Raw genomic sequence first — 19,073 nt, 5'->3', positions numbered from 1 at the left:
CCCATTCGACTATTCCAGGAGACAAGTTATGGCCACCCTCGAGACCCTCGACCCATCCGCGGGCTTTGCAGCCGATCTGGTGCGCGCCACGGACGCCGATGCCGTGACCGGCTACCGCCGCTTCCAGCTCGGCGAGTTCGCGTTCCAGCGCGACGAATATTTCGTGAAGATCAGCTGGCCGGCGAAAGGCCAGACGCGCACGCATGCGATACCGGCGGACGCATTCCTGCGCGCGATGATGCGCGATGTGGCGTGGGGCTTCTTCTACGGCTGGGTGAATTTCGACCACGTGTTCGGCACGCGCAATCACTACGGCAAAGTGGACATGTATGCGGGCACCTTCAACGGCATCCTGAAAGACGCCGGGGTCGACTACACCGAGACCTTCGAAACGCCCACCATCATGGCGACCTTCAAGGCCATGCTGCACGACTGGACGAACGAAGGATTCGACCCGTTCGCGGCACCTGAAGAAACGGGCACGGCATTCGGGCGCAAGCACGGCGACAACGGCTCGGCAATCGAACGCACGCGCATCGCGACGCGCCGCATGCCCGGCCTCGAAGGCGACTCGCCGCTGCGCGACACGCTGCCGGTCAACCGCGCGTTCCTCGACGTCGCCCAGGACGAACCGGAAGTGCATGTCGAACCAGGCTTCGAAGGCGAGCTTCACGCATTCAACCTGTTCAAGTATCTGTCGCGCTCGGACGTGACGTGGAATCCGTCGGTCACATCGGTGTGCGGGCGCAGCCTGTTCTGCCCGACCACCGAGGAATTCATCCTGCCGGTCTTCCACGGCAATGACCGTGTCGAATGGTTCCTGCAACTGTCCGACGAAATCGTGTGGGACGTCGGCGACAAGAACACCGGCGCGCCGCGGGCGCGCATCACGATGCGTGCGGGCGATATTTGCGCGATGCCCGCCGACATCCGGCACCAGGGTTACTCCACGAAGCGTTCGATGCTGCTGGTCTGGGAAAACGCGACGCCTGACCTGCCGCAACGATACGAGAGCGGCGAACTGGCTCCGTATCCGATCGCGTTCTAAGCAGCGCTTCAGCTCCAGCCATACACCGAGGACGATTCATGCAAACCCAACTCTTCATCGACGGGCGCTTCGTTGACGCCGTCGACCGCGGCACGATCGACGTGCTGAATCCTCACGACGGTTCCGTCATCGCGAAGATCGCGGCGGCCACCGCGGCGGACGTCGATCTGGCCGTCGAAGCGGCGACCCGCGCGTTCCCCGGATGGTCGGCCATGCCGGCCGCCGAACGTGGCCGGCTGCTGCTGCGCCTGGCCGACGCCATCGAGGCCAACACCGAGGAGCTGGCGCAACTCGAATCGCTGGACACCGGCCACCCGATTCGCGATTCGCGTTCGCTCGACGTGCCGCGCACGGCCGCCTGCTTCCGTTACTTCGGCGGCATGGCCGACAAGCTTCAGGGTTCGGTGATTCCCGTCGAAACCGGCTTTCTGAACTATGTGCAGCGCGCGCCGATCGGTGTGGTCGGCCAGATCGTGCCGTGGAATTTTCCGCTGATGTTCACCAGCTGGAAGATGGGCCCGGCGCTTGCCGCCGGCAACACGGTGGTGCTCAAGCCGTCGGAAATCACGCCGCTGTCGACGTTGCGCATCGTCGAACTGATGGCCGAGGTCGGATTTCCCGCGGGCGTCGTCAATATTGTCCCCGGCTACGGCCATACGGCGGGCCAGCGGCTCGCCGAGCATCCAGGTGTCGGGAAGATTGCGTTCACCGGTTCGACGGCAACCGGCCGCCGGATTGTCGAAGCGTCGCAGGGCAACCTGAAGCGCATTCAACTGGAGCTGGGCGGCAAGGGCGCGAACATCGTCTTCGACGATGCCGATCTCGACGCGGCCATCAACGGCGCCGCCTGGGCAATCTTTCACAACCAGGGGCAGGCGTGTATCGCCGGCTCGCGTCTCGTGCTGCACGAACGCATCGCGGATGCGTTCCTCGAGCGATTCGTTGCGCTGGCATCGTCGATCCGGATCGGCAACCCGCTCGATGCCAATACCGAGATGGGTCCGCTGACCTCGAAGCAACACCTCGAGCGCGTGCTGTCGTTCGTCGACGTGGCGCGCGAACAGGGCGGCCGCGTGCTCACGGGCGGCAGCGTGCCGCACGATCCGGCGCTCGCCAACGGCTATTATGTGCGCCCGACGGTCATCGAGGCAAAGAGCGCGACCGACCGCGTCGCCCAGGAGGAAGTGTTCGGCCCGTTCGTCACCGTGCTGCGCTTCGGCAGCGACGATGAAGCACTGTCCATCGCCAACGCGACGGAATACGGGCTGGGCAGCGGTCTCTGGACCCGGGATCTCTCCCGCGCGCACAAGATGGCGTCGCAAATCAATGCGGGAATGTGCTGGATCAACTGCTACAAGCGCGTCAATCCGGGCAGCCCGTTCGGCGGCGTAGGCCAGTCGGGCTACGGCCGCGAGATGGGCTTCGAGGCCATGCACGACTACACGGAAGCGCGGTCGGTGTGGGTCAATGTCGACGGCAACGTGCCGCCGCACTTCAAGCGCTGAGGCCGTCATGGAGCGATTCGTCTATCAGGGAACCCCTTCCCGCGTGGTGTTCGAATGGGGCGCGCTCGCCAGACTGCCGGACGAGCTGTCGATGCTCGGCGCCCGCCGTGCACTCATCCTGTCCACACCCGAGCAGCGACCGCTCGCCGAACGCGTAATGGCGGTGCTCGGCGAGCGTGCTGCCGGTGTGTGCGCGCAGGCGGTCATGCACGTTCCGGTCGAAGTCGCGCACGCCGCTCGCGAGATGGCCGGCGAGCTGGGCGCGGACTGTTGCATCGCGATCGGCGGCGGCTCGACGATCGGGTTGGGCAAGGCCATTGCGCTCGAGTCTTTGCTGCCGATCCTGGCCGTGCCGACGACTTACGCCGGCTCGGAGATGACGCCGATCTTCGGGCTCACGGAAGGCCGGCTGAAGCGCACCGGGCGCGACGCACGCGTGCTGCCGCGTACCGTGCTGTACGACCCGTCGTTGACGGTGTCGCTGCCGCCGGGCATTTCGGCGGCGTCCGGCATCAATGCGATGGCGCACGCCGTCGAGGCGCTCTATGCGGAAGATGCGAACCCGGTGATCAGCCTGATGGCCGAAGAATCGATTCGCGCGCTCGGCGAAGCATTGCCTGTCGTGGTGCGCGATCCTGAGGACCGCACGATGCGCAGCCGCGCGTTATATGGCGCATGGCTCGCGGGAACCTGCCTTGGCGCGGTCGGCATGGCGTTGCACCACAAACTCTGTCACACGCTCGGCGGCACCTTCAACCTGCCGCACGCGCAGACGCACGCGGCCATGTTGCCGCATACCGCGCACTACAACCACGCCGCTGCGCCCGACGCGCTGCGCCGCGTCGCGCGGGCGTTGGGCGGGAACGACGCAGCCGACGCCGGCCCGCTGCTGTTCAGGCTGAACGAGCAGCTCGGCATCGCGCCGGCACTCGCCGACATCGGGATGCCGCAGGCGGGCCTCGACGAAGCGGCCGACCTTGCGTGCCGGAACCCGTATGCGAATCCGCGGCCGATCGAGCGCGCGGCGATTCGCGCGTTGCTCCAGCACGCGTGGGAAGGGCGTGCGCCGGATTGAACAACCCGAAGCATAAAGGGAGACAGACGTGACCCACGACCATCATGACGGCGACGCGAGGCTGACCGAGCAGGTCGTCGCCAGCTTCGACGGCACGCCGAGCCCGCGCTTGCGCGCGCTGATGCAGAGCCTCGTGCGCCATCTTCATGCATTCGTACGCGAAACGGAGCTGACGGAAGCGGAGTGGATGGCGGCGATTCGCTTCCTGACCGAGACCGGGAAGACGTGCGACGACGTCGTGCGCCAGGAGTTCATCCTGTTGTCGGACACGCTGGGCGTCTCGATGCTGGTCGATGCGATCAACCATCGCTTCGCGACCGGCGCCACGGAAACGACGGTGTTCGGCCCGTTCTACATCGAGGGGATGCCCGAGCGTGCGTATGGCGAGAATATGGCCCGCACGCCGGGCGCGCCGGTTGTGGTGCGCGGTCGCGTGCTGACCACCGACGGTGCGCCAGTGACGGACGCCGTGCTTGACGTGTGGCAGACGGCGGAAAACGGCATGTATTCCGGGCAGGACATGGCGCAGCCGCACGGCAACCTGCGTGGCCGCTACCGGACCGATGCCGAAGGCCGCTACGCGATCGCGACGATTCTGCCCGTCAGCTATCCCATTCCGACCGACGGCCCGGTCGGGAAGATGCTCGACGCCACCGGCCGGCATCCATGGCGGCCCGCGCATCTGCACTTCATGATCGACGCGCCGGGCTACCGTACGCTCGTCACGCATCTTTTTGACGAGGACGACCCGTATCTGAAGTCGGACGCCGTCTTCGGCGTGAAGCCGTCGCTGATGGTCGCGTATCGCGAGCGTGATGCGCATGACGAGCTCGCCCGCCAGATCGGCCTGAACGGCCCGTACCGCGAAGCGACGTACGACTTCGTTCTCGACCGGAGCTGATCGATATGGCTCGATTTTTCGCGGTGTTTGCGACGGACCAGCCCGGTATGCGCGAGGTGCGTGACCGCGTGCGGCCGATTCATCGGTCCTACCTGCGCGCGGCCGCCCAGCACGGCGTGTATGTGCGGCTCGGCGGCCCGACGCTGGACCCGCAGTGCGACGCGATGAACGGAACGCTGCTCGTCATCGAGGCGGACGATATCCATGCCGTGATGCAGTTTGTCGGAAACGACCCGTACGTGAAGGAGGGGTTGTTTTCGCGCGTGGAAGTGCGTCCCTGGGACTGGAGCCTGGGAAACCCCGAGCAGCGAGTGTGAGTCATGGAGGCAAGACAACTCTGCCGCATTTCAGACGTGCCTGATGGCGGCGCGCGGGTCGTCGACGAAGCATGCATCGGACGGCCCGTGATCGTGGTGCGGCGCGGCGAGCAGGTGTGGGCGTATGTGAATCGTTGCCCGCACTTCTCGGTCCCGCTCGATTTTGTACCGGGCAGTGTTTCCTGTTATCGGTCGCAGGTATTGATGTGTGCCCATCACAGTGCGCTGTTCCGGTTCGACGATGGCGTGTGTATCGACGGACCGTGCTCGGGCGCGGCATTGGAAGCCGTGGCTGTCGAGGTGGATTCCACCGCGTGGGTCATCTTTCGAGGCGCTTGATTCGAGCGTTCTGATCAGTACGGGTTGGAGTCAGTCCATGTGACGATTTTTATCTATATAAATCAGTAAAACTAATCATATTCGCAGCGCATTGATACGAAGCATCGGGCGGGCACCCGCCACGTAGCGGGTGGCGGGCTCGCATTTCCATAAAAAGACGGAGACAAAATGAAACTCAGGTTTGGAGTAGTGGCGATTCTTGCCGTGGCGCAGGGCGCATGGGCGCAGAGCAGTGTGACGATGTTCGGTCTGATTGACTCCGGCATCTCGTATGTCAGCAACGAGGGCGGCGGAAAGAACGTCAAGTTCGACGACGGCATATTCACGCCCAACCTCTTTGGCTTGCGCGGCACGGAAGATCTCGGTGGCGGGTATCGCGCCACGTTCGCGCTCGTGAACCAGTTCTCGATGGCGAACGGCGCGATCATCGGGTCCGGGATTTTCGGGCGCAATGCGTACGTAGGCCTCGAGAGCGGCCGGTTCGGCAGCATCACGCTGGGCAATCAGTACGACTTCATGGTGGATTCGCTCTTTTCCAGGGGAAATGAAATTTCGCGGGAACTCACGGGGCTGTACGGTTTCAGGAACGGCCCGTTCCAGCGTCTCGCGCTGCCGGACAATCCGACCGGTGCGTTCGATTGGGACCGCACGGCAGGCAGCAAGCCGATCGCGAATTCCGTCAAATACAGTTCGCCGACGGTTGCGGGCCTGTCCGGCGGCGTGATGTATGCGTTCGGCGGGGTGGCCGGCGCGATCGGCGCGGACAATGCTGTCAGCGTCGGGCTGAACTATGAGCTGGGGCCCTTCGGTGTGGGCGCGGCCTACACGAACGAGAAGTACGGTCCGGCACCCGGCACGCCGTCGACCAGTGTGCGCAACTGGGGCGTCGGGATGCACTACGACTTTGGTATCGTGACCGCGAAGGCGCTGGTGACCACCGTTCGCAATTCGTTCAACGATGCCGGTGTGTGGATGGCCGAAGCCGGTGGTGCGTGGCGGGTCAGGCCGGACGTCGTCCTGGGCGCCAAATACATGTACATGAAGGGCAACGAAGCGGTGAGCAACAACTACGCTCATCAGGTCAGCGTGGCGCTTCAATACCTGCTGTCGAAACGGACTATGGTTTATGTTTCGGCTGATTATCAGCGGGCGAACGGCGGCGCGAATGCGCAGGTCAACGGTGTGCTGGATCCGAACGGTGCTTCAAGTTCGGCTAGTCAGGCGGTGGCTCGGGTGGGGGTGCATACGGTGTTTTGATTGGCGTGGGGCAGTGGGCGGAACTTGACGCAAGTTCCGCCCGGCACCGGACTAGTCGAGCGGCGACATGCCGACATGCGCGCCGCCGCTCGCTTCCGGTCGGTTGTTGTCGCCCGGGCAACACGGTAGTGTGCCCGTTGACCTGCTGCCGGGCCGACAATGAGCCTACGATGAGGTGCGCCGACCATCGGTGAATTCAAACAGCGGATGCGTTGCCGATGATTCCACCCTATAGTGCTCGTCGTTGACCGATCTGCAAGAAAATCAGGAGTTCGCCGTGTTTCACCGGAAATCCAAGTTGGGTCGTTCGAACTTCGTGTGCGTCGTCGCCCTGACGATGATGCTGGCGCCAGTCGCGGCGCATGCAGAGGCGGAGGCTGTCGACGGCACGACGCGCATCGCGCCCGCTGTCAATCACGACATGTCACCCGCACGACCGATTGTCGGCGACGACCCGGTTGCAATTCGGGATGCCCTGAAGAAGCAGCACATCAGCACCATCCCACCTTCGTTGAGCGTCCGGGTTCGTGGCCTGGTCTCCGGCGCTGCCGACCGGCATGGCCCGAATCCCGACCTGGCGGCCGTCGATCTGGATCGTGACGTGACGTTCGTGGTGCCGGTGCGGTACGGGCTGAGGTACCGGTCGCAGCGGAACCTATTGACACTGGACGTCGACCTGTTCGACGCAGAGCGCGACGACCGGACGGGCATCCTGCTCAGAAAGGTCACGACGGGGCCACGAGGGCGAGGGCTGGTGATTGCACCCGAAGCGAAGGCAAAAGGGTACATCCAGCAGGTCGACATCATCGAACTCGAGTCCGGGAAAGGCAAAATGACCACGGTTCGTAGCCGCATGCGGCTTTCGCCCGCCGTGTACGCCCAAACGCATGGCGACTTCGCACTCGTTTTTTCCGGACGCCTGGTTCGGCCTTACCTGACCGAACAAATCGAGCATGTCGATCCGAGCATTGACGAGCCGACGGACATTACGACCAGGATCTCCAGATTGCACATGGATCTCCATGCCATCTGGCTGGTGAGTCCGTCGAGCGGTGCCGTGCTGTCGAAGAAGCTGCGTCTGTCGAAGTAGCGTTTTCCTGTACGAGGCGCTGATCTTGACCGGCTTCCGGAGCGCACGCATGTCCCGTGCTTCGACGCCGATCCTCTGCACGAGTGCGTGCGGCCGCGGTGTAGTCGGCGTCCGGTCGAAACAATACAGCCGTGCGCGCCATGCACCAATGTTCCGGTATGTCGTTTTCGAGGGGGCGTTGCGTCGCTCTGGGTTCGCGACGCGAAGAACCGCGGCCGCGTTCCCGTCGCAAAGTAAGGAAAGGATTGATCGGCCGGACAAGTGGGAGGCGAGCCCCCTTCTCCCAGTTGTGGTCCGCCAAGGCACGCGTGAAGGGACATTGACCATCATGTAAGATGCGCACAGCTTAACCCCGGTCTTGAGAGGGACCGGGTTCTCGCGCACAACGGCAATCCGCCGAACAACAATAAGGAAGCCACGCGATATGCCGGGGATTTCCACTGAAGCCTTTTCCGTCTGGCACACGATCCTGTCCGTTGCTCGACATGCACCGTCGCCCCACAACGTTCAACCGTGGCGTGTGAAACTGATATCGGACGATAGCGCGGAGCTATTCATCGATGGCACGCGCACCCTGCCGAAAGAAGACACGACCGGGTCGTTCCTGTTGTCCGCGATGGGCATGTTCATCGAGGCGATCGATCTGCTCGCGGCACCGCATGGCTTGCGTGTCGAATGGCAACTGCATCGCCCGGTGCAGGAATTCGCGGCCATCCTGTCCCGGCCGACCCCGCGGGAGCTGATTCCGTTCGCTGCGTTGCGGCTCGTCGCCAACGCCGGGGCGTTGCGCGACGACCCGTCCGCGCTGATGATGGCGCGCCGCACGTCGCGCATTTCGATGGATCCGACACCGGTGCCGGACGCGGCCGTCACGCAACTGGCGGCGCTGGCCAGCGAATGGGGGCATCGATATACGCACCTGTCGGATACGGAACTGATCGAGCCGATCATCGCTGCGAACATCGACGCCGTGTTCCGCGACATGAACGTTGCGGATTACCACGACGAAATCACCAGCTGGTTTCGCTTCACCGAACGCTCGACCACCCGGCATCGCGACGGTCTCGATTGGCGCTGCATGAACCTGTCGCGCGCCGAGTTCTGGCTTTCCGCGCATCTGTCGAAAATCCTGACGTTCAGGCCGACGCGTTTCTATTTCAAGCGCCGGTATCGCGCGCAACTGGGCCATGTACCCGCGATCGGCGTGCTGAGCGGCGATTTCTTCAACCCGGCGAATGCGATCGAGTCGGGCCGTTTCCTGCTGCGCTTCTGGCTTGCGCTGACGAGCCTCGGCCTGTACCTGCATCCGTACGGCAACCTGGTCACGAACCCTGACGCTGCCGCGTGGTTCAACGCGCATGCCCAGGTTGACCGGGCATGGCTCGTTTTCAAGGTCGGCTACTCGCGTACTCCGCCGCAGAGCCAGCGCAGGGCGCTCGCCGATATCCTCGTCGATACACCGGTTCCGTCCTCCTCTCCGAGATCCGCATGAACACGCTCTATCGCCTCTTTCTCGAAGCCATTCTCTGGACGCTATGGTTCCTTCGCCGCGTGATCAGCGTCGACGGACGTCTTTATGTATTCCTCAACGCACCGGTGTTTCAGCCCTATCTGGCCTATGTCGGCCGCATGCGCGCCCGCGTGGCATACCTCAAGGCAAGCACGGCGTGCCCGGCGTACATCGCGTTCCTGAAGGCCGAGGGCTACCAGGCCGGCGGGAGATGGCGGTTGTCGGACCTGCCCGCCATGACCAAGGAGAATTACATCAAGCGCTATTCGATCGAGCAGCGCTGCTATGGCGGAGCCATTCCGAAGTCAGGCGTGGTCATCGACGAGTCGTCGGGGTCGACCGGCCAGCCAAACAATTGGGTGCGCAGCGCGGCCGAACGCAGCGACGTCAAGCGCATCCTGCAATTGAACTATCAGCTTGTCTTTCGCGACTCCGGCAAGATATTGCTGAACTGCTTTGCGCTCGGGCCGTGGGCGACGGGCATGAACGTATCGATGTCGCTCGTCGACGTCGGCATCATGAAGTCCATCGGGCCGGACAAGGCCAAGCTGATCAACACGCTGAAGCTGTTCGGGCCGAAATATCAGTACCTGATATTTGGCTACCCGCCGTTTATCCGCTCGGTGGTCGACGAATGCGATCTCGACCTGACGCCTTATCACATCGATTTCATCGTTGGCGGGGAGGGGTTGTCGGAAGCGTTGCGCGACCATCTGCTGCGCAAGGCGAGCACGGTGATTTCGTCGTATGGCGCGTCGGACCTCGAGATCAACATCGGCGTCGAGACACCGACGACGATCGGCCTGCGGCGCGCGCTGCTGGGCCGCCCTGAGTTGTGCCGCGAAGTGTTTGGCCGCGATACGCCACCGATGATCTTTCAGTACAACGCGCTCGACTACGTGATCGAAACGAATGTCGACGGCGAACTGCTTGTGACCATCGGGCGCCAGTCCGGCGCGGCGCCGAAGATCCGCTACAACATTCGCGATTCGGGGGGGACGTATACGTTCCGGATGTTGAGCAAGCGTCTGGCGGCGCATGGCATGCGCCTGACGGACTTCGCATCGCGGACCAGCCATTTCCCGTTTTTGTTTGTCTACGGCCGCAACGATTCGAGCGTGCCGTTCTACGGCGCAAAAGTGTTTCCGTCCGATGTCGAGCAGGTTCTGTCTGCCTCGCCCGTGCTGCACGATGCGATCAGCACGTTCCAACTCGCGGCGACCGAGGACGAGCACTTGACGAGCTTCCTGCACGTCCATCTCGAACGGGCGTCGGGTAGTGCGCCGATTCAGCTCGACGACGCAGCGCTGCATGGCGAGATGTTCGAGGGCATGAAGCGCGTGAATCAGGATTTTCGCGAGGTATCGAGGTTGTTCGATCCGATGCAGATGATCGTGCATGTGCACGATCACGATACCGGCCCGTTTCAGGGGCGAGATATCCGCATCAAGAACAAGTACATCGCGTGATGGAGTGGCTTGCGGGGTGTTTGGACGCACCGGTCTATCGGGCAAAGTGCGTGCCTGGAACAGGACTCGCCCCCATGCCACTTGTGGAGTTGCATGGGGGCTTCCGTGCTCGGCTATTTCGACCCGACGCACTTTACGCGCGATTTCCGCAAGCTGATGGGCTAGGCGCCGGCTGAATACCGGCGGGACGTCAGCTTGAATTTCACTCGGCGGCGATGCGAGCGAGCCATTCCGGAAACCCACCCGCAATCCGCTCGCGCCGCTCATCGTCATGCCAGACCCGAATCACTTGTCCGACCACACCGCCTTCTGCGGGATCGAGATCGAGACACAGATGATTGCCGCTACCGTCGTGCGTGAACGGTATCCACTTCAGGTTGTACCAGTCGTCCCGGATACCGGGATCCGGTTCCGATGTCACACCGTCGAAATCCCCGCCATCGACCAGACCTTTCCAGATGCGCCATTGCGCGATGATCTCGCCCGAACTCAACAGCGCATCGCTTCCGGAAAATTCGTCTCCGGGGTCGGCCTGGCCATTGTGAATGCGCAGACTGTCGACGAATGCATCAGGTAGTACGGCTCCCAGCGCGGCCTGCAGGGTTGCGATCTCGTCGTCGGACGCCGCTCCGTTGAGTCCGACCGGCAAACGCGTCGAATCGGCGGCGAAGCCGGCGTCGAGTCGTTGCCACGTCGCGCGAAGATCGGTGGGCCCGACCCCGGAATCGCGGGGCGGATTCGGGGTGCCACCGACTGTCAAAGGTGGCGACGCTGCGTCGGCGGCCGTCGTTGCAGCATCGCTCGGCGGCACGCCCGGGCAGACACGGTCGAGACGCAGGAACAGCACGGACGAGCCCGCCGGCAACGGGTGTTTCGCGGCGGGGATCGCGACGAGTACATCGGCACGAGCGATGCCGCTGATCGACCCATCGGCTTCGGACGGTAGCAGGCGGACGAACGAGTTGCCGTCGACGTCCCGATACAGGTTGCCCCACTGCATTCCGTTGAGTTCGGCATTGCGCTCGACGAGGTGCCCGATGACGGCAGTTTCCCAATGCGGGGCCGGCGTTGCCGCGTGCTCGAGCAAATCGAGCACGCGCGGCATGATCGCATGCATCAGCATCGCCACCGCACACGTGTGGCCAGGCAGATTGATCAGCGTTGCCTGATCGTAACTGGTGAGGACCCGCAGCCCGCTTTGTGTGCCGTCGGGGCGCGTGTACGGCAGCGTGGTCTTCGTCGGCGGCGAGCGATCGCTGCTGCGCCCGAAGTTGAAGCGGCCGGCCGGCGTTTGCTGGATGTCGACGGTAGTCTCGTCGTTCGAGTACATCGGCTGCGCATTCAGACCCAATCTCTGGAATGGCGGCACGGCAGGCAATCCGGCGCCTATGATCAGGTCGTAACGTTGCGCGAGATCGAACAGCTTCTTGTTGAATGCATATTCGTCCCGTTGCACCTCGAGCGGCGGTCGCGTCATGTTTGGCGGCTCGACATACTCGACCGGAGGTACCTCGTATCCCCAGCGCTGCAATACGGCACGGATATACGGTCCACTCGTGTCGGGCCGCTGCCAGGGCTCGCGAGCGGCGCCGGGCGGGCGATGTTCGTACCCGACGATCGCCACGCCGATTCGTGGCCGCTTCGTCACCTCGATGTCGCGCACGCCTGCCGCGATCAGCACGACGTGCCGTTCAGCCGTTATCCGGCTGCCCTTGGGCAGGAGAAGACTACCTTTCCGATGCTCGCTGCCGGGTGCGATCACGTGCTGTCCAGGCGACAACGGGACGTGCAGCCGGATGAAAGATCGAGTGCCGCGATACATGACTTCAAGGTCGCGTTTCGGGACGACAGCATCCGCGTTCTCCGGCAACGGAAAATACGGCGGGATATCCACCGCGCACTGCGCGCCGATCGCGCGTGCCTCCGGACTGCTTGTCGGCGACGCGAGTACGCGTCGGCTGAATTCGAAGTCGAGTTCGACTGGTGCGCGAGGGGTCGCATGCGAAGTATCGGACGCGCGCAATGCATAGCCTTCGACTGCGGCGAGTGGAACTGACGGTACGTTCTCGGGTGCGAAAACGTCGGCCGCCGTCACCCGCGTGACTGCGTCCTCGATCGAAACCGTCTCGCATTGCATCGCGCCTGGAACGGCACGTCGACAGCGCTCGTAGGCTTGAGTGAGCCAAAAGGGAAAGTTCTCGTGATCGCTCATGGTGCTTTGTATCTCGATGCCGCGGTTCGAAGGTGCCTGCGAGCCGCGGCATGCGGACTGTTTTCGTCGGTTGCGGGTTAACGTTTCGACGAGGGCTGTTGAGAATCGACATCGACGTAGAATTTCTCTGCATCGAGCACGCGCTGGTTCAAATAGAAATTGCCGAGAAAAGCGCCCGCGCGTCGATTATCGCTCGCATCGATACGCTTGACCGACGCGTCATCCCTCGATGCGCCTTCCTCTGTCGAGGCAAATGGATATTCATCGCAGTCGCAATCCGTCGGCGTTTCGTCCGGGTCGCCGGTGAACGTGCACTGGCCATTGACCGAACCGTAGATCGCGAGACATTGCTTTTTGGACGTGTCCCGATTCTGTCGCCGCAGTACTGCGTCGCGTGTGCGTGCCAGAGGCTTCGACGCCCAGGTATCCGGAAAGATCGTGCCATCCCCTCGCGGTACGAATCTGCCGGGATGTCCGGCCGCTTGCGCCTCGCGAATATGGATGGCCGATTCGTCGACATCAGGATTCGTGGCGGTGATGGTACGCAGTATCGCCGGTGCTTCCGGGTAGACACACCCTTGCGAGCTGCTTTTTGCGAGCCCGACGTCGCAGCGAATGACAGGAATGTAGCCGACACCCGCGTACGGACTCACACTTGCGCCGTTCTCGAGCGAGTCGCCTGACTTGGCGACGCGGTACTCGACGGTCGGACTGAACTCGAGCGGATTACCGGCTCCCATGTTCGGCGTGACCGTTACCGTCACCTCGTTGGAGAGTCCGCCAAGGGCGAGCGGCACACCTGCATTGGGGGATACGGTACAAGCCGACCCGCATTCGACGATGGGCTTGATCATCAGGCCGCCCGGGTTGCCGGAAATGACACGGGTTCGGAAACGGAACTTCAGGGTCCATGCGAGCTGATTCGACGGATTGTCTGAATAGGCATAAGCGTCGATAGCCACTCGCCCGATTTCGCTATTTTGATCGTCCTTGGCGACATACTCGAGCGGGACGGATTTCTGACAATGACCACCTCGACTCAACAGTGAGTCTCTGGATGCTTCGGTGCGGACTGTCGTGCAGACCGGTGAAACGTCCGTTGCGCTTTCCGCGTGTACATGCAACGCGGTTGCAAACACGACCGCACCGGCAAGCAGCCGGCCAAATAGCGTTCGATGAATCACATCCCCTCCTGACTGTTCAATAATCGAAATGGCGTTTTATTTGCGGCGCCTCGATTTAAATTTCTATTTCGATGAAATGTAACTGTTATATTTGTCAGGAATGTAATTTTCTGGGGTTAATATATTTTTAAATGTTCATTGATTTGTGAATGATTTGGTTGATTGACTTTGAAAGTGTTGATTAATCGAGTTGGTGGAGAATCGATTCGATTGTGAACATGGCTGTTGGTGGTGGGGCATTCGGCGTTGCCCCCGCCACCCTCACTCCACCGTCACCGACTTCGCCAGATTCCTCGGCTTATCAATATCCGTCCCCCGCGCCAGCGCAGCGTGATAAGCGAGTAACTGCATCGGCACCGTATGCAAAATCGGCGAGAGCGGCCCGTAGTACTCGTTAAGCCGAATCACCTCGATCCCGTCACTCGGCACCAACCCGCAATCCACATCCGCAAAGACAAAAAGCCGCCCGTTCCGCGCACTGACCTCATGCATGTTCGATCTGAGCTTCTCAAGCAGCATGTCATTCGGCGCAACCGCAATCACCGGCATCTCGTTACTAACGAGCGCAAGCGGCCCATGCTTGAGTTCACCCGCCGGATACGCTTCCGCGTGAATATACGAAATCTCCTTCATCTTCAGCGCACCCTCAAGCGCGATCGGATAATGCATCCCGCGCCCGAGAAACAGCATGTTGTCGCGTCTCGCGAGCAGTTCCGACCACGCCATGATCTGCGGCTCCAGCGCGAGCACCTTCGACATCGCGTCAGGCAAGTGCCGCAGCGCGCGCAGATGTTCCTTCTCCTCGTCATCGCTCAACCGTCCGCGCACCTGCGCAAGCGACAACGTGAGCAGGAACAGCGCAACGAGCTGCGTCGTGAACGCCTTCGTCGAAGCCACTCCGATCTCGATCCCCGCACGCGTCACGAATTGCAGCGCACACTCGCGCATCAACGCACTCGTCGCGACGTTGCAGATCGCGAGCGTATGCGTCATTCCGCTGCGCTTCGCAACATGCACCGCGCCGAGCACGTCGGCCGTCTCGCCGCTTTGCGACACCGCAACGACGAGCGTGCGCGGATTCGGCACGCTGTCGCGATAACGAAACTCACTGGCAATTTCGACACTCGCCGGCAGCTTCGCGATGCTCTCGATCCAGTATTTCGCGGTCAGCGCCGCGTGATAGCTGCCGCCGCACGCGAGCAGCAGCACCGAATCGACGTCGTTGAACACGCGCCATGCGCCGTCGCCGAACAGCTCGGGCATGATCGACGCGACGTCGAGCAGCGTATCGGCCACCGCCTGCGGCTGCTCGAAGATCTCCTTTTGCATGTAGTAGCGATACGACCCGAGATCGGCCGCGCCGCTATGCGCGGCGACCCGCTGCACCGCGCGTTCGACGCGCTGGCCGGCCGCATCGACGATCCAGTAGCGATGCAACTGGATGTCGGCGACGTCGCCGTTCTCCAGATACGCGATGCGATCCGTGATGCCCGACAGCGCAATCGCGTCGGATGCCAGGAAATTCTCGCCTTCGCCGACGCCGACCACGAGCGGCATCCCGTCGCGCGCGCCGACGATCCGGTGCGGCTCGTCGCGGCACATCACCGCGATCGCGTAGCTGCCGCGCAATCGCGCGACCGCGAGCCGGACCGCGTCGAACAGGTCGCCGTCGTACAGGTGGTCGATCAGGTGCGCGATCGCCTCGCTGTCGGTCTGGCTCGCGAACACATAGCCGTGCGCCTGCAGTTCCGCGCGCAACTGGTCGCAGTTCTCGATGATCCCGTTATGCGACAGCGCGATGCGCGCGTTGGCGTCGCTCGGCGAGAAGTGCGGATGCGCGTTGAGCGTGACGGGCGCGCCATGCGTGGCCCAGCGCGTATGCGCGATGCCGGTATAGCCCGACAGCGCATGCTCGGCGATCTCGCGCTGCAGGTTGGCAACGCGATCGACGCTGCGGGCGCGCGCCAGCGCACGGTCGCGGTAGACCACGACGCCGCACGAATCGTAGCCGCGGTATTCGAGCCGCTTCAGGCCGTCGACAAGGTTCGGCAGGATGTCCCGCTGGGCGACCGCCCCGACAATTCCACACATATCGCGCTCCGTAAATGTCCTGTCTGGACCCGTGACAGCGATGGTAGAGGCGGTCGAATGGAATTAAATTTCAAAATATAACCACAAATGAAATGAATCATGGATCGTCTATCATGCTGAAATTAAATTTCACACCCTGACCGGAAGGAGCCGCCGATGGCCGGCATCACCCTCGACGATCTCGACCTGCGCATCCTCGCGATCCTGCAGGACGACGCGTCGGTGTCGAACCTGCAACTGGCCGAGCGCGCGCTGTCGTCGCCGCCCACTTGCATGCGCCGCGTGCGCCGGCTGACGGAAGCCGGCGTGATCCGCCGGCAGGTCGCGGTGCTCGATCCGGCGGCGATCGGCACGGCCGTCACGGCGCTGATCGAGATCAGCCTCGACCGGCAGACGGCCGAAGACTACGACGCGTTCGAAGCGTATGTGTGTGCGGAGCCGGCGGTTACGCAGTGCTACCGCGTGTCGCCGGGCCCCGATTTCGTCGTGCTGGCCGATCTGGCCGACGTCGCCGAATACGACGAATTCGCGCGGCGGCTGTTCACCGGCGCATCGAACGTGCGCAACGTGCGGACGTTCTTCTCGACGCATCGCGCGAAATTCGAGGCGAACGCGCGGGTCGCGCATGCGCTGCGCAAGCGCGCGTGAGCGCGTCGTTCGCGTGGCATCACGCGGCGGCCGCGTCCGCCAGTTGCAGCGGCTTGCCGTATCCGAAGCAATGGGCCGGCTCGGGAAACACGCGCTGCCGCACCTCGTGATTCAGAACGCGAACGCCTGCTGCACCGAATGGTGCGCGCCGCGTTCGAACCCGGCGCCTTCGAGCGACAGAAGCGCGCGCTTGCGGTCGATGCCGCCCGCATAGCCGGTCAGGCTGCCCGATGCGCCGACCACGCGATGGCACGGCACCATGATCGACACCGGGTTCCGGCCCACCGCGCCGCCAACGGCTCGCGCGGCGCTCATCGGCAACCCGACGCGTTCGGTGATGTCACCGTACGACACGAGTTCGCCGAACGGAATCGCAAGCAATTCCTTCCACACCCGCCGCTGAAACGCGGTACCGCGCAGGTGGATCGGCACCGAGAACGTTTCGCGTGCGCCGGTGAAGTATTCCGCGATTTCTTCCGCAACCTTGCGCGCGAGCGGCGACATGACGCGCGGGTCCGCTTCGTGCGCGATCGCAAGCGACGGGAAATATTTCTGGCCGACGAAGAACAGGCCGGTCAGCGCATCGTCCTCGATGCGCACGGCGATGTCGCCCAGCGGGCTCGGAATCAGGTAAGCGGGAGTCTTCACAGAGCATCTCCATGCAGGCGCCATACATGCAGTGCGGCATACGCGCGCCACGGCGCCCAGCGCGCCGCATGACGCGCGGATGATGGCATGCGCGTGCGTTCGGTGCGTGCGGGCAGTAACCCGTCGTCGGCGGGGAACGCATTCGGCCAGGCCATCGCGCGCATCGCGACGTACTGCACTGCGTGCTCGTCGAAGCCCGCCATGGCACGCAGCGCGGCGAGCGTTGCGTCGAGCGGCGCCATCGGTTCGAGCGCGAGCGTGCCGTCGGCGACCGTGCGTGCGAGCGACACGATCGCCTGCGCCGCATCGCGCGCGATGCCGAGTGCCTCGAGGGCCGCCGGCGGCAGGGCGGCCAGCGTCGCAGCGGCAGGCAGCGCGTGAGTCAGCCCCGGCGGCGCGCCGTCCACCGGCGTGCCGAAGCGTTCGGCGACGCGCGCGAGCATCGCACCCGCATGCGCCGCCGCGAGTTGCTCGCCTGCGATCGCGCGGATCGCCATCTCGAGGCCGTCGAACGCGCCCGGCACGCGCAGGCCGGGCGAGCCGCTCGCGAGTTCGCCGAGATGCGCGTCGATCACGTCGGGGCGACTGTCGAGATCGAACAGCCGCCGCACGCGCGCGAGCACGGCCGGTACGACCGGCGTCAGCGCGGGCGATACGGTGACGGCCAGCACGAACCGCTGCGGTACATGCGCGACGGACAGCCAGCCCGTCACGCGGCCGTTGCCGCCGACGTTGCTGTTGCCGTTCCGGTTCGGCAGTTCGACGACGCGCGCGTAGCCCTGCGCGTCGATCCGCTCGACGCCGTCGATCTGGCGCTGCGCGAGGAAGCGCATCAGGTCGGCCCACGCGAACGGCGGCCGGTACGGCAGCGGGAACGTCATGTCGCCGTCGGCCGATGCACGGGCCCCTTTACGCAGCCGCAACGGATTGAGGCCGTAGCGCTGGCGGAACAGGTCGTTGAAGCGCCGCACGCTGCCAAACCCGGCGGTCGATGCGACGACGGCCACCGGCAGCGCGGTATCGGTCAGCAGCCGCTTGGCCATCAGCAGGCGGTGCGTCTGCGCGAACTCCACCGGCGACACGCCGAACTGCGCGGCGAAGATCCGGCGCAGATGGCGTTCGGTCACGCCGACGCGATGCGCGAGCGCGTCGACAGAGTGCTCGTTCAGGAAACCGTCCTCGATCAGCGTGGCGGCCGCGTCGGCGAGATTGCCGGACAGGTCGAGCAGCCCATGGCCGGGCGCAAGCTCGGGGCGGCAGCGCATGCACGGCCGGAAGCCGGCTTTCTCGGCGGCCGCGGCGGTCGGGTAGTAGCTGCAGTTCTGCGCTTTCGGCGGCTTCACCGGGCAGACGGGGCGGCAATATACGCCCGTCGTCGCGACGCCGACGAAGAACCAGCCGTCGAAGCGGCGATTCCGCGAAAGCAGGGCGTCGTAGCAGGTGTCGGGATCGAGGCGCATGAAACGACTGTAAACCATCCGCGCGATCGATTCTGGCTGGAATCGGACATGTGTCTCGGCAGCCGTGCCCCAATTCGAGCATTGGAAAATCCGGGAAAAACGGTTAATGCCAATTGGCGAAACAGTCGTCTCTTTTGCAGCGACAAATTTGAGATGACTCATCGAAATCCCCGACTGACAGGGCGCCGGCAGACGCCCTATGCTTTGAAAAACGTTTTCCAGATTGATTGGTGATCGGCCGTGCGCGACAGCGCGCCGCCGCCCGCCCCGGCGCCGGTCGCCGGTCAACGAACATCGTGCGGCGCGACGGGCGCGGCCG

The 19,073-nt window shown here is 63.6% G+C and carries 16 protein-coding genes and 1 pseudogene; 11 read left to right on the top strand and 6 right to left on the bottom strand.

Features of this window, described 5'->3' with window-relative positions:
* The first annotated feature begins 28 nt into the window (after nt 1-28).
* The 10 genes from CUJ89_RS30190 to CUJ89_RS38695 all read left to right on the top strand — a co-directional run bounded on the left by CUJ89_RS30190 (nt 29) and on the right by CUJ89_RS38695 (nt 10,511).
* Nucleotides 29-1,048, top strand: coding sequence for a hydroxyquinol 1,2-dioxygenase (locus CUJ89_RS30190; protein ID WP_114180921.1), 1,020 nt, complete (start codon nt 29-31; stop codon nt 1,046-1,048).
* A 38-nt stretch (nt 1,049-1,086) separates the two neighbouring features.
* On the top strand, nt 1,087-2,553 hold the full coding sequence (locus tag CUJ89_RS30185) for an aldehyde dehydrogenase family protein (RefSeq protein ID WP_114180920.1): 1,467 nt from the start codon (nt 1,087-1,089) through the stop codon (nt 2,551-2,553).
* Between the two features lie 7 nt (nt 2,554-2,560).
* Nucleotides 2,561-3,628, top strand: coding sequence for a maleylacetate reductase (locus CUJ89_RS30180; protein WP_114180919.1), 1,068 nt, complete (start codon nt 2,561-2,563; stop codon nt 3,626-3,628).
* 28 nt (nt 3,629-3,656) lie between these two features.
* The gene (locus CUJ89_RS30175) at nt 3,657-4,529 is read left to right on the top strand and encodes an intradiol ring-cleavage dioxygenase (RefSeq protein WP_114180918.1); all 873 of its coding nucleotides are present in this window, start codon (nt 3,657-3,659) and stop codon (nt 4,527-4,529) included.
* A 5-nt stretch (nt 4,530-4,534) separates the two neighbouring features.
* Complete coding sequence (locus CUJ89_RS30170) at nt 4,535-4,846, top strand: YciI family protein (protein ID WP_114180917.1); 312 nt, start codon at nt 4,535-4,537, stop codon at nt 4,844-4,846.
* Between the two features lie 3 nt (nt 4,847-4,849).
* Nucleotides 4,850-5,185, top strand: a complete 336-nt coding sequence (locus tag CUJ89_RS30165; protein ID WP_114180916.1) for a Rieske (2Fe-2S) protein — start codon at nt 4,850-4,852, stop codon at nt 5,183-5,185.
* Between the two features lie 168 nt (nt 5,186-5,353).
* A complete protein-coding gene (locus CUJ89_RS30160) occupies nt 5,354-6,442 on the top strand; it encodes a porin (RefSeq protein WP_114180915.1) in 1,089 nt (362 codons plus the stop codon).
* A 277-nt stretch (nt 6,443-6,719) separates the two neighbouring features.
* Nucleotides 6,720-7,532 (top strand): hypothetical protein, encoded by an 813-nt coding sequence (locus tag CUJ89_RS30155; protein ID WP_114181641.1) that lies wholly within the window; start codon nt 6,720-6,722, stop codon nt 7,530-7,532.
* Nucleotides 7,533-7,890: 358 nt separating this feature from the next.
* Complete coding sequence (locus CUJ89_RS30150; RefSeq protein WP_152036678.1) at nt 7,891-9,024, top strand: nitroreductase family protein; 1,134 nt, start codon at nt 7,891-7,893, stop codon at nt 9,022-9,024.
* The gene (locus CUJ89_RS38695; RefSeq protein ID WP_152036677.1) at nt 8,910-10,511 is read left to right on the top strand and encodes a phenylacetate--CoA ligase family protein; all 1,602 of its coding nucleotides are present in this window, start codon (nt 8,910-8,912) and stop codon (nt 10,509-10,511) included. Before CUJ89_RS30150 ends, CUJ89_RS38695 begins: the two co-directional genes overlap by 115 nt.
* A 202-nt stretch (nt 10,512-10,713) precedes the next feature.
* Here CUJ89_RS38695 and CUJ89_RS30140 read toward each other — a convergent pair whose 3' ends face one another.
* The 3 genes from CUJ89_RS30140 to glmS all read right to left on the bottom strand — a co-directional run bounded on the left by CUJ89_RS30140 (nt 10,714) and on the right by glmS (nt 15,998).
* Nucleotides 10,714-12,723, bottom strand: coding sequence for an SMI1/KNR4 family protein (locus CUJ89_RS30140; RefSeq protein ID WP_114180912.1), 2,010 nt, complete (start codon nt 12,721-12,723; stop codon nt 10,714-10,716).
* A 77-nt stretch (nt 12,724-12,800) separates the two neighbouring features.
* Nucleotides 12,801-13,907 (bottom strand): NucA/NucB deoxyribonuclease domain-containing protein, encoded by a 1,107-nt coding sequence (locus tag CUJ89_RS30135; RefSeq protein ID WP_236654993.1) that lies wholly within the window; start codon nt 13,905-13,907, stop codon nt 12,801-12,803.
* A 261-nt stretch (nt 13,908-14,168) separates the two neighbouring features.
* A complete protein-coding gene (gene glmS / locus CUJ89_RS30130) occupies nt 14,169-15,998 on the bottom strand; it encodes a glutamine--fructose-6-phosphate transaminase (isomerizing) (protein ID WP_114180911.1) in 1,830 nt (609 codons plus the stop codon).
* A 156-nt stretch (nt 15,999-16,154) separates the two neighbouring features.
* Here glmS and CUJ89_RS30125 point away from each other — a divergent pair, with 156 nt between their 5' ends.
* Nucleotides 16,155-16,646, top strand: a complete 492-nt coding sequence (locus CUJ89_RS30125; RefSeq protein ID WP_114180910.1) for an Lrp/AsnC family transcriptional regulator — start codon at nt 16,155-16,157, stop codon at nt 16,644-16,646.
* A 19-nt stretch (nt 16,647-16,665) separates the two neighbouring features.
* Here the strand turns inward: CUJ89_RS30125 and CUJ89_RS38980 are convergent.
* The 3 genes and pseudogenes from CUJ89_RS38980 to CUJ89_RS30110 all read right to left on the bottom strand — a co-directional run.
* Nucleotides 16,666-16,758: pseudogene (locus CUJ89_RS38980) on the bottom strand (3-methyl-2-oxobutanoate hydroxymethyltransferase); the annotation flags it as partial.
* A complete protein-coding gene (locus tag CUJ89_RS30115; RefSeq protein ID WP_114180909.1) occupies nt 16,758-17,318 on the bottom strand; it encodes a methylated-DNA--[protein]-cysteine S-methyltransferase in 561 nt (186 codons plus the stop codon). The gene CUJ89_RS30115 and the pseudogene CUJ89_RS38980, both read right to left, overlap by 1 nt.
* Nucleotides 17,291-18,772, bottom strand: a complete 1,482-nt coding sequence (locus CUJ89_RS30110; RefSeq protein ID WP_114180908.1) for a DNA-3-methyladenine glycosylase 2 family protein — start codon at nt 18,770-18,772, stop codon at nt 17,291-17,293. The genes CUJ89_RS30115 and CUJ89_RS30110 overlap by 28 nt, the downstream gene beginning before the upstream one ends.
* Nucleotides 18,773-19,073 lie beyond the last annotated feature (301 nt).

The sequence above is a fragment of the Burkholderia pyrrocinia genome (assembly GCF_003330765.1).
Taxonomy (GTDB): Bacteria; Pseudomonadota; Gammaproteobacteria; order Burkholderiales; family Burkholderiaceae; genus Burkholderia; species Burkholderia pyrrocinia_B.
The sequence above is the reverse complement of the archived record's forward strand: the minus strand, read 5'-3'. Positions and strand labels throughout refer to the sequence as shown.

Coding starts and splice junctions, on each gene's coding strand:
- CUJ89_RS30190 (WP_114180921.1), top strand. CDS start 29: ATGGCCACCCTCGAGACCCTCGACCCATCCGCGGGCTTTGCAGCCGAT.
- CUJ89_RS30185 (WP_114180920.1), top strand. CDS start 1,087: ATGCAAACCCAACTCTTCATCGACGGGCGCTTCGTTGACGCCGTCGAC.
- CUJ89_RS30180 (WP_114180919.1), top strand. CDS start 2,561: ATGGAGCGATTCGTCTATCAGGGAACCCCTTCCCGCGTGGTGTTCGAA.
- CUJ89_RS30170 (WP_114180917.1), top strand. CDS start 4,535: ATGGCTCGATTTTTCGCGGTGTTTGCGACGGACCAGCCCGGTATGCGC.
- CUJ89_RS30165 (WP_114180916.1), top strand. CDS start 4,850: ATGGAGGCAAGACAACTCTGCCGCATTTCAGACGTGCCTGATGGCGGC.
- CUJ89_RS30160 (WP_114180915.1), top strand. CDS start 5,354: ATGAAACTCAGGTTTGGAGTAGTGGCGATTCTTGCCGTGGCGCAGGGC.
- CUJ89_RS38695 (WP_152036677.1), top strand. CDS start 8,910: ATGGCTCGTTTTCAAGGTCGGCTACTCGCGTACTCCGCCGCAGAGCCA.
- CUJ89_RS30140 (WP_114180912.1), bottom strand. CDS start 12,723: ATGAGCGATCACGAGAACTTTCCCTTTTGGCTCACTCAAGCCTACGAG.
- glmS (WP_114180911.1), bottom strand. CDS start 15,998: ATGTGTGGAATTGTCGGGGCGGTCGCCCAGCGGGACATCCTGCCGAAC.
- CUJ89_RS30125 (WP_114180910.1), top strand. CDS start 16,155: ATGGCCGGCATCACCCTCGACGATCTCGACCTGCGCATCCTCGCGATC.
- CUJ89_RS30115 (WP_114180909.1), bottom strand. CDS start 17,318: ATGGCGCCTGCATGGAGATGCTCTGTGAAGACTCCCGCTTACCTGATT.
- CUJ89_RS30110 (WP_114180908.1), bottom strand. CDS start 18,772: ATGGTTTACAGTCGTTTCATGCGCCTCGATCCCGACACCTGCTACGAC.